This window comes from Endozoicomonas sp. ALD068 (assembly GCF_049310145.1).
Classification (GTDB): Bacteria; Pseudomonadota; Gammaproteobacteria; order Pseudomonadales; family Endozoicomonadaceae; genus Endozoicomonas_A.
Genome location: NZ_JBLYNU010000004.1, coordinates 5,372,361 through 5,382,500, shown reverse-complemented (window position 1 = coordinate 5,382,500; position 10,140 = coordinate 5,372,361). Strand labels below are relative to the sequence as shown.

The window sequence follows — 10,140 nt, the reverse complement described above, 5'->3', positions numbered from 1 at the left end:
GCGCACCCATGCCCACAGCTATGAGCACCATCGTTGTACCATTCAGTCCCGGGACTGGCACCGTCTTTACACAAGGTTTCGTGACGCCAACTTTTAGACAACAGTATTGTTGACGCAAAGGGTACCGGATGCCCCTGCGATTCCTGAAATTGGTAGGTGGTATTGCCGTAAATAACATTAATCTGGTAATACTTTTTGTCGGTAACCAGAATATCTCTGGGTAGCACAGTTTCGCTCCCCAAAGATGCCAGAAAATTGTCTCTTTTTCGACTTGATAACAGACATCCGCTGACATTATCAGGTGTATTAGCCAGCATACCAACCAATCTACCGATCCCGCCGATCTTAACACGACAGAATCCGGTCAAATGCTGGTCATTGCAGCGAAACTTTTTGGTTAAAGGTGCCGGCAATGGAGAAATACAAAACTCGTCTGCAGATCCGTAGGGATTAGCCGGATCATAGGTAGTGTTTAATGGAATTAGAGCTGGTTGGACGTCACCTTCATTATGATGCAAGGGTTGGGCATCAAGAAAAGTCGCTCTTGCCCACAGGTACTTCAACTTCTTATTTGAGTCGGTATAGTTATCTTCACTGAGATTAAAAGGAAGCAGGTTATATTGGTCGATAATGGTTTTCTGATAATGCTCAGTAGCCAGCGTGCTACGCATCGGCTCTCTGAAACCGGGACTGACATTACTCTGCGCCAATGGTGGATTATCGGGACTCTTTTTGTCAGCTTTGTCAGCTTTCTCAAGATCTAAAGCATATAGCGTAGAATAATGCCCAACCGAGAACCCCACCTCAAAAACGAACACAGATAAGCCCAATATAGCCAGTACCCTAAATAACTTTGAATCCTTTAATTGTTGTGAATACGAGTACGTAAGCAACTCACGGCCTTGCACTCCAACCACAGCGATAGCATTGTTAGTGACAGCAATAGATAACACCAGCACAGATAAAGCCCGTGAAACTCGCTTCATAGCCAAGCTCCTCCACAATAACTCTCAAAGAAGCCAAGAGTGTAGTGTCTACTCCAACAGCAAATAGTATAGAAATGATTTGTAAAAACTGATCCTTATGAACAAAGTACCTGACCAGTTGGTTTCAAAGATTTTCAGGAATACACACTTCCCTTTCAACTGATTCCGTCATTCCCCGACCAGAATTTCAAAGGTCTTTGAATCAACTAGAGCGTGGGAGTCTCCACTCGGCGTTGCAAATGAAGCTTTACAGACTTTGCCCTCCTTAAAATACTTTCCGTAGGTATTGAAACCATTGTTCATAAAACGACAAAAATATTGCGGCACTTTGCTAACTTCTTTGCCTGAACTTGAATAGCTATATCCGGCAATAACAGCCTTATCAGGCAGCTCACTCTCAAAAGCCTGCCAGCGAATGTTAGCGTCAACCAAGGGAGTCAGGTAATCAGAAGCAGTACTGCCATTCTGATTGGTAGCAACGTAACCACTTTTTCCACTGGTACCAATGTATCTACAATATTTATCAGGTCCCTCTCCTGCCAAGGAGCCCAGTATAAATTCTTTGTAAGGCTTTCTGGGGGAACAAAAGTATTTCTGAACTTCGATGCTGACTGTCCCTTTGTCTTGTTGTGATGGCACTTTCTGCCATACCACAGGAGACGGTCTGCTTTTATCAGCTTTCTGTCGTACAGGGATAAAGTGGGATATCTTGCCTGCTGCCTCAGCTGCCAGGCCTTCGCATCGATTCTCGCTGCTATGAGCGCCATCGTTGTACCATTGGACTCCAGGACTGACTCCATCTTTGCACAGACTTTCATGACGCAAACTTCCAGATAACAGCACTGTTGATGCAAAGGGTGGTAGATTCAAGAGCCAATGCTGAAATCGATAGGAGACATTGTCATATGTAACATTAATCTGATAATACTTTTTGTCGGTGACCAGAATATCTCTGGGTAACAGAGTTTCACCCCCCAACGACACCAGGAAATTATCTCTTTTTCGGCTGGATAAAAGGCATCCGCTGACATTATCGGGTGTGTTGGCCAACATACCAACCAGAGTACTGATCTTGCCATTGAGCATGAACTTGATTCGACAAAATCCGGTCAGTTGCTGATCATTGCAGCGGAATTTTTTGGTTAAAGGTTTCGGCAGTGGAGAGTTACAAAGCTCGGTTGCAGACCCGTAGGTATAAGCCAGATCGTATGCAGTGTTTAATGGAAACAGTGCTGGCTCGAGGTCACCTTTAATAAGGTCCTTGGGATAGACATCAAGGAAAGTAGCCCTTGCCCAGAGGTACTCCAGCTTTTTCTCTGGGTCAGCATAGTTATCATCACTAATATTAAATGGAACCAGATTGTACTGGTTGATAATTGTTTTCTGGTAATACTGAGTTACTGGCGTGGTCCGCATTACCGCATTTAAATTGCTGCTGACAGTACCATGACTCAATGGGAAATCCCGTGGATTTTTTTTCTCCGCGTTCTCGCCCGCTTCCGCTTCTTCAGCAGCACTGCGCCCGAGCATAAAACCTATTCCAAACATTAACCCATCAAACCCCCCCATAAAACACAGCTCAGTAATAAACTTTTTATAGTTACTCAAATATGAATACGTGTACTCTAGAGAGCTTTGCACCCCAGCAAGAGCTATTCCATTGTAAATAACAGAAATGGATAACAACGTCACAGGAAAAGCCCTTAAAACTTGTTTCATATTTAAGCTCCTCGGCGGCAACTGCAGTAAAGTCCAGAATCCAGAAATAAAAGGCCCCGTAATACTGGGGAAAGCTGAGAGTATAGCGTTTATTTCAGCGGCAAATTGTATATAAACGATTTATAAAAACTGATTCTTATGAAGTCTGTTGCATGGCATATGCGTTGAATGATTTTATAGTTTGATAAAGAAACAACCCTATATAGTCTCTGTCTGCTTCTCCCTTATTAAAATCAGCATTTATGCTCAATTCGCGTGAGACCCCACCGAACTAGAGGGTGTCAATTTAGGATTTACGTGCCAAAAAATTTATTCCTGATTAGGGTGGTGGGTTTTATTTACGCAAAATTAGCAATACCGGCACTTTTATTAATTTCAACTATAATTGTCAGCCTTAAATAAAATCATAAACAGGATATAAGAAATTATGGATATTAAAAAGCTGAGGGCAGCGTTAACAAAAACTTTATTAATAGCTGCTGTATTAAAAAAACCTCAATTTAAAGCACTTATACTCGCTCTTTTGTATACAGCCTCTCCGGTTCAGGCAGAAAATGAAGAACAAAAGCACTATTATCAGCTGGTAAGAAAAAAACTGCTGGATATCTCTCTGCTGATTAAAAGCAGCCATTGTGCTGATTCAGCTAAAAAACTATTACCTGCAACCTATGGCTATGCCCATTGGTTGAAATGCAGAGACCATTTTAATTTTTACACCCATGTCAGGGAGGACCTGACAAGAGTCGATTACAATAATAAAATCTATCGTTACCTTGAACTGGAAAGGTCCACCGGACGCCTTACAACTCAGGCCTCTAACGTGATAAGCCTTCACGACCTGCTTGAATATGAGCCTGAAGATCCCAATGCCACGCCTTCTTTCTGGCAGTTTGTTAACCGCATAAACGTTGAAGATAAAACCGATATAACCGGGCTACTTTTTCAGTACTTCACTGAATACCCCGAAAAACTGATACAGCTTCTTAATTCAGACATTATCTATCCGCTTCCCGGTTTTTTTTCAAAACGAGACAATACATCAGAGCTTTATTCAATGGCTATGCAAATAAGGCTTATACTCATTGACAATGGGGGCTCTGTAACAAAACCGAAAAACGACTTTCTCCTGGCCTATTCGGTAACACCAGTTAGTAATCCAATGCAGACAGATCCGGCAACAGGTAGCAATCAGGAATCAGAAGAAATATGGACACAGTTGACTGATCAGGAAAAAGAATTCGTTGGAAGGCTCAACGATGCACTTCATCTGGGTATGGTTTTCACTCTGGCTGATCTGTATAAACGTTTATCACAAGCACTAAGCACCACTAACTTCGATAATATGACAACAGCTGAGCTGTTAGACATTATTGAGAACAAGCCAATCGATGGCGAGAAAGAACTGGCTGCCTGGGAATTGCATAAATTATCCAGCTCGGTCATTCAACTAAAGGGGGCTGTGTATGAAACCATAAAATCAACTTACATGAGCTCGGTTCCCTGGCTGCGACAGAGAAAGACAATGAGGTTCATGCGGGACCCGGACCGGGAGCTGGAACAGCAACGGAAATTTGCACAGGAACAAGAGCAGGCCCTGAGATTGTTTGTCAACCGGCACATATCAAATATTAATGCTTTACTGCGATTGCTTCCGGATCAGAATAAGACTCAATTGCCCTTTAACCCCCAGGATTCTGTTACGCTCAGTGGAGTCAGCTACTCAGCTCTGAAAAACTCTGCGAACAAATATAAAAACGGGCAAACCCAACAACAATGGTTTAGTACAGAAAATCATGTCCCCTCTTTTACATCGACACCTGATTTCTCAGATCTCAATGCCGATCATCGCAGCAGGGATGACAGCGAGAAACCCCGGGGGTTCTTTATGGTTAGCGCGGGTAGTAATAGACTTCCAGAAGGAATCAAGGAGGTCGTTGTAAACTCTCCCATTACAGCACCAGAGTTGCTCAATGAAGGGATTGCCAAGCTTGACACTGATGACATAAGTATTTCGAAAATGCTGCAGGTGATGTTCAGCATTGGTTTTCTGCGCCCCGGTTACAGTGAAATTGATGCCATAAATTTCATTGCTGCTTATAGCTACTCTCCGCTGCACAGCGCACTATGGACATTGATCTTTCATGCGATCGGCGTTGGCGACGCAACGGTTCATCCCCATATGCATTACATAGATGGTTATAAAAGAAAATTCATATTTAACCATCTGGCGCGTGAAGATATTGCACAGCAGCTATCGGCCATCCACCAAAAACTACAAACGACTACCACAGACGGGTCTGAATATGCCAAGCAACTCAATGAACTTCTCGAACAAAAACAGCTGACACTGGGCGATACTCCCGGCGATGGACACTGCTTTACCCATGCATTAGCACAGCAATTACCGGGTTACGATGAAGAAAGCATAAGACGTGCATTACAAATCTTTCTTGCGTCCCCCTCAAACTACCAGGGTTATGTTCCCGAAAGCATTATGTCCTTAGCCCCTGAACTTCTAGCCCAGATATCATCAGACGGGCCAGACGGCTGGATTGACATATCCATGGCTGCCTTCGCTTCACTGGCATTCGGCAGGAGCGTTGTTGTAATACACCCGCAATTCAACCACAGCTCTGATTTGCAGGTGACTGTGTGGAACCAGGGCCAGCCGGAAGACATTGACCCTGCCGATGTACCTCAACATATCGATAATGCGTTGATCTTAGTATTCATCAATACAAACCACTGGACTTTTGCCTATCAGCAAGATCCGTTCCCCGGTCAACCCAATATCATTAACGTTGATGAATTACCCGATCTTCCTTCTTTGGAAAATAACCTAGGGAGCAACGGTTTCCGGTTTTTCATGCAGCAATAAAAAAGACAAAATACTTCAATCCCGTTGTACCCGCGCGGGTGATTTTTTACAGGTATAAAAAAACCCGGAATAAACCGGGTTTTTTTATAAGACACAAGTTGCTTATTTACCAAGCTTCTTGCGAATGGCCTGCAGAGTACGCAGCTGAGCAGCGGCTTCAGCTAGCTGAGTGGCTGCACGGGAGTAATCAAACTCACCGCTCTGATTAGTCAGCTCCTGTTCAGCCAGTTTCTTGGCCTCTTCAGCAGCAAGCTCATCCATATCGTCTGCACGCAGAGCCGTGTCAGCCAGAACCTTAACCTGGTTAGGCTGCACTTCCAGAAATCCACCTGAGATGTAGAACACCTCTTCTGCGCCGCCCTGGGTGATCAGGCGGATTGGACCCGGATTCAGATCAGTCAGCAGAGGCGTGTGGCCAGGGGCAATACCCAGGTCACCCAGAGAACCGGTAGCAATAACCATCTCTACCAGTCCGGAGAAGATCTCCTCCTCGGCGCTAACGATGTCACAGTGAACCGTGATCGCCATTTGTGTCACCTCCTCTTATGTCCTCGCATGGACGGTAGACCGGAAATGATTGAACCATTCCCGGCACGGGGTGACGCTCCTCAAAAGCAGAGCGTCCCGGCCATTACATGGACTTGGCTTTCTCGATCGCTTCCTCGATGCCACCCACCATGTAGAACGCCTGCTCTGGCAGGTGATCGTATTCACCGGCCAGAATACCTTTAAAGGCACTGATGGTGTCTTTCAGGGAAACATACTTACCAGGTGCACCGGTGAAGACTTCCGCAACAAAGAATGGCTGAGACAGGAAACGCTCAATTTTACGGGCACGTGTTACTGTCTGCTTGTCTGTTTCAGACAGTTCGTCCATACCCAGAATTGCAATGATGTCTTTCAGCTCTTTGTAACGCTGCAGTACGGTCTGCACACCACGAGCCACGTCGTAGTGATCCTGGCCGATGACCAGAGGGTCCAGCTGACGGGAAGTAGAGTCCAGAGGGTCGATCGCAGGGTAGATACCCTTGGAAGCGATGTCACGGCTCAGTACAACGGTCGCATCCAGGTGCGAGAAGGTGGTCGCCGGAGACGGGTCAGTCAAGTCATCCGCAGGTACGTACACGGCCTGGATAGAGGTGATAGAACCGGTCTTGGTGGAAGTAATACGCTCCTGCAGTACACCCATCTCTTCTGCCAGAGTCGGCTGGTAACCTACCGCAGATGGCATACGACCCAGCAGAGCAGATACTTCAGTACCCGCCAGGGTGTAACGATAGATGTTGTCGATGAACAGAAGTACATCACGACCTTCGTCACGGAATTTCTCAGCCATAGTCAGGCCTGTCAGAGCAACGCGCAGACGGTTTCCGGGTGGCTCATTCATCTGACCGTAGACCAGAGATACTTTGTCGATTACGTTGGAATCGGTCATCTCATGGTAGAAGTCGTTACCCTCACGAGTACGCTCACCAACACCTGCGAAAACAGAGAAACCAGAGTGCTCGATAGCGATGTTACGGATCAGCTCCATCATGTTTACGGTTTTACCAACACCGGCACCACCGAAAAGACCGACCTTACCCCCTTTCGCAAAAGGGCAGACCAGATCGATAACCTTGATACCGGTTTCCAGCAATTCGTTGGAAGCGGATTGCTCTGCATAGGTGGGTGGTTTACGGTGGATGGACGCTCGCTCTTCTTCACCGATAGGGCCCTTCTCATCGATAGGGTTACCCAGAACATCCATGATACGACCCAGAGTCTTGGTACCTACAGGTACCTGAATCGGTTCACCACTGTTAGCCACTGTGAGACCGCGGGATACACCTTCGGTGGAACCCATGGCGATAGTACGAACAATACCGTCACCCAGCTGTTGCTGAACTTCCAGTACCAGATCTTTGTCTTCGACGTTCAGAGAGTCGTAGACTTTGGGAACACTTTCCCTGGGGAATTCGACGTCAACGACGGCGCCGATGATTTGTAAGATACGACCACTACTCATAGCCTTTCCTCTACCCTTTAATCTTTTATACAGCCGCCTTAGTTACACCGCTGCAGCGCCACTGACGATTTCAGACAGTTCCTGTGTGATTGCAGCCTGACGAGCCTTGTTGTACACCAACTGAAGGTCATCAATCAGATTGCCGGCGTTATCTGTTGCGTTCTTCATGGCAATCATTCGCGCGGCCTGCTCACAGGCGTTATTTTCTACTACTGCCTGGAATACCTGGGACTCGATATACCTGATCAACAGGCCATCCAGCAATTGTTTGGCATCAGGTTCATAAATGTAATCCCAGGGTCTTTTCAGTGACTCATCTTCATCTGGAACCAGAGGCAACAACTGCAATACCTCAGGAGACTGTGTCATGGTGTTGACGAAGCGGTTGTGAACAACGTACAAACGGTCAATTTCACCGTTTTCGTACTTGTCCAGCATCACTTTTACACCACCAATCAGATCAGCAATGTTGGGTGAGTCACCAATATGTGTTGTGGCTGCTACGACGTTCCCGCCGTAACTACGGAAAAATCCAACAGCCTTGCTGCCGATCAGGCAAAGATCTATTTCAGCACCCTGATCTTTCCACTGAGTCATACTCTCAATGGTTTTCTTGAACAGGTTGATGTTCAGACCTCCACAGAGGCCCCGATCCGTGGAAACGATGATAAAACCGACACGCTTCACCTCACGTTCTGTCATGAAGGTGTGTTTGTACTCGGCATTGGCGTGAGCAACATGCCCTACAACCTGACGGATACGCTCGGCATAAGGGCGGCTGGTTTCTCTCCGCTCCTGAGCTTTACGCATCTTACTCGCCGCCACCATTTCCATGGCGCTGGTGATCTTCTGCGTACCTTTAATGGACGATATCTGCGTCCGGATCTCTTTTGCGCCTGCCATTATTCAGTTCCTCAAGCCAGGCTTTCGAGGCCAGCGGCCAGTAAGCCAGCTTTACTGACCACTGACCACTGACCACTGAAAACTGTTACCATGACTGGGTGGCCTTGAACTTCTCAATAGCCGCTTTGATACCCTCTTCAATTTCACCGTTGTAATCTCCAGATTCGTTGATGCGAGCCATCAGCTCACTGAATTCAGAGTTCACAAAGCTCAACAGGGCAGCTTCAAAGTCCAGGATCTTGTTTAACTCAACGCCTTCCAGGTAGCCTTTTTCAGCGGCGTAGATGACAACACCCATGTCAGCAACAGACATTGGCGCGTACTGTTTCTGCTTCATCAGTTCAGTAACACGCTGACCGTGTTCGAGCTGCTTGCGGGTAGCTTCATCAAGGTCAGAAGCAAACTGGGCAAACGCCTGCAGTTCACGATACTGAGCCAGAGCCAGACGGATACCACCACCCAGTTTCTTGATGATCTTGGTCTGGGCAGCACCACCTACACGGGATACGGAGATACCAGCGTTCATCGCAGGACGGATACCCGCATTGAACAGATCGGTTTCCAGGAAGATCTGACCATCGGTAATAGAGATTACGTTAGTCGGTACGAAGGCCGATACGTCACCTGCCTGGGTTTCGATGATTGGCAGGGCGGTCAGGGAACCGGTCTGGCCTTTCACTTTACCATCGGTCAGCTTTTCAACATGCTCGGCGTTTACACGAGAAGCACGCTCCAGCAGACGGGAGTGCAAGTAGAATACGTCACCCGGATAAGCTTCACGGCCCGGTGGACGGCGCAGCAACAGAGAGATCTGACGATAGGCCCAGGCCTGCTTGGTCAGATCATCATAAACAATCAGGGCATCTTCACCCAGATCGCGGAAGTATTCACCCATGGAGCAACCGGCAAATGGCGCCAGGAACTGCATGGATGCCGGATCAGAAGCACCTGCGGCAACAACTATGGTGTGTTCCATTGCGCCATGCTCTTCGAGCTTGCGTACCACGTTGGCGATAGAAGACTGCTTCTGGCCAATCGCTACGTAAACGCACTTGATACCAGTACCTTTCTGGTTGATGATCGCGTCGATGGCCAGAGCGGTCTTACCCGTCTGACGGTCACCGATGATCAACTCACGCTGACCACGACCCACAGGAACCATGGCATCAACGGACTTGTAACCTGTCTGAATCGGCTCGTCTACAGACTGACGGGCAATAACGCCTGGCGCTACTTTTTCGATTGGCGAAGTTTCAGTGGCTTCAACGGGACCTTTGCCGTCGATGGGGTTACCCAGCGCGTCAACAACACGTCCCAGCAACTGCCTGCCAACAGGTACTTCAAGAATTCGACCGGTGCACTGAACAGTCTGGCCCTCAGCCAGCTGACTATAGTCACCTAATACAACAGCGCCGACGGAGTCCTGCTCCAGGTTCAACGCCATACCGTATACACCGCCGGAGAACTTGATCATTTCCCCGTACATTACGTCTTGCAGACCGTGTATACGAACAATACCGTCAGTGACACTGACGATGGTGCCCTCATTGCGGGCTTCACTGGACACATCAAGCTGCTCTATGCGGCTCTTGATGATGTCACTGACCTCGGAAGGATTCAGTTGCATAGCTTACCTGCCAAACTTT

At 47.3% G+C, this 10,140-nt stretch carries 7 protein-coding genes (1 of these 7 cut by a window edge); 1 reads left to right on the top strand and 6 read right to left on the bottom strand.

Features of this window, described 5'->3' with window-relative positions; genetic code table 11:
* Both ACO6V5_RS19960 and ACO6V5_RS19955 read right to left on the bottom strand, forming a co-directional pair.
* Positions 1–986, bottom strand: partial view of a hypothetical protein gene (locus ACO6V5_RS19960; protein WP_422136029.1) — the 5' portion only. Its footprint begins 574 nt before the window's first position; the window shows 986 of its 1,560 coding nt (coding positions 1–986); it begins with the start codon at positions 984–986; its stop codon lies beyond the left edge, outside the window.
* A 168-nt stretch (positions 987–1,154) separates the two neighbouring features.
* Positions 1,155–2,534: a hypothetical protein gene (locus ACO6V5_RS19955; protein ID WP_422410680.1), complete on the bottom strand. Its 1,380-nt coding sequence runs from the start codon at positions 2,532–2,534 to the stop codon at positions 1,155–1,157.
* Positions 2,535–3,132: 598 nt separating this feature from the next.
* On the opposite strand from ACO6V5_RS19955, the gene ACO6V5_RS19950 reads away from it, so the two are divergent.
* Positions 3,133–5,583 carry an OTU domain-containing protein gene (locus ACO6V5_RS19950; RefSeq protein ID WP_422410682.1) on the top strand — a complete coding sequence of 817 codons (2,451 nt, stop codon included), beginning with the start codon at positions 3,133–3,135 and terminating at the stop codon, positions 5,581–5,583.
* A gap of 102 nt (positions 5,584–5,685) precedes the next feature.
* On the opposite strand, the gene ACO6V5_RS19945 is transcribed toward ACO6V5_RS19950, so the two are convergent.
* The 4 genes from ACO6V5_RS19945 to atpA all read right to left on the bottom strand — a co-directional run bounded on the left by ACO6V5_RS19945 (position 5,686) and on the right by atpA (position 10,121).
* A complete protein-coding gene (locus tag ACO6V5_RS19945; RefSeq protein ID WP_422136032.1) occupies positions 5,686–6,111 on the bottom strand; it encodes a F0F1 ATP synthase subunit epsilon in 426 nt (141 codons plus the stop codon).
* Between the two features lie 103 nt (positions 6,112–6,214).
* Positions 6,215–7,591, bottom strand: coding sequence for a F0F1 ATP synthase subunit beta (gene atpD / locus ACO6V5_RS19940; RefSeq protein WP_317144281.1), 1,377 nt, complete (start codon positions 7,589–7,591; stop codon positions 6,215–6,217).
* Between the two features lie 42 nt (positions 7,592–7,633).
* Positions 7,634–8,494, bottom strand: a complete 861-nt coding sequence (atpG, locus tag ACO6V5_RS19935; protein WP_422136033.1) for a F0F1 ATP synthase subunit gamma — start codon at positions 8,492–8,494, stop codon at positions 7,634–7,636.
* 85 nt (positions 8,495–8,579) lie between these two features.
* A complete protein-coding gene (gene atpA / locus ACO6V5_RS19930) occupies positions 8,580–10,121 on the bottom strand; it encodes a F0F1 ATP synthase subunit alpha (protein ID WP_422136034.1) in 1,542 nt (513 codons plus the stop codon).
* Between the last annotated feature and the right edge of the window lie 19 nt (positions 10,122–10,140).

Bases quoted from the DNA above. Each gene is read 5' to 3' on its own strand.
- ACO6V5_RS19955 (WP_422410680.1), bottom strand. From the start codon at position 2,534: ATGTTTGGAATAGGTTTTATGCTCGGGCGCAGTGCTGCTGAAGAAGCG.
- ACO6V5_RS19950 (WP_422410682.1), top strand. From the start codon at position 3,133: ATGGATATTAAAAAGCTGAGGGCAGCGTTAACAAAAACTTTATTAATA.
- ACO6V5_RS19945 (WP_422136032.1), bottom strand. From the start codon at position 6,111: ATGGCGATCACGGTTCACTGTGACATCGTTAGCGCCGAGGAGGAGATC.
- atpD (WP_317144281.1), bottom strand. From the start codon at position 7,591: ATGAGTAGTGGTCGTATCTTACAAATCATCGGCGCCGTCGTTGACGTC.
- atpG (WP_422136033.1), bottom strand. From the start codon at position 8,494: ATGGCAGGCGCAAAAGAGATCCGGACGCAGATATCGTCCATTAAAGGT.
- atpA (WP_422136034.1), bottom strand. From the start codon at position 10,121: ATGCAACTGAATCCTTCCGAGGTCAGTGACATCATCAAGAGCCGCATA.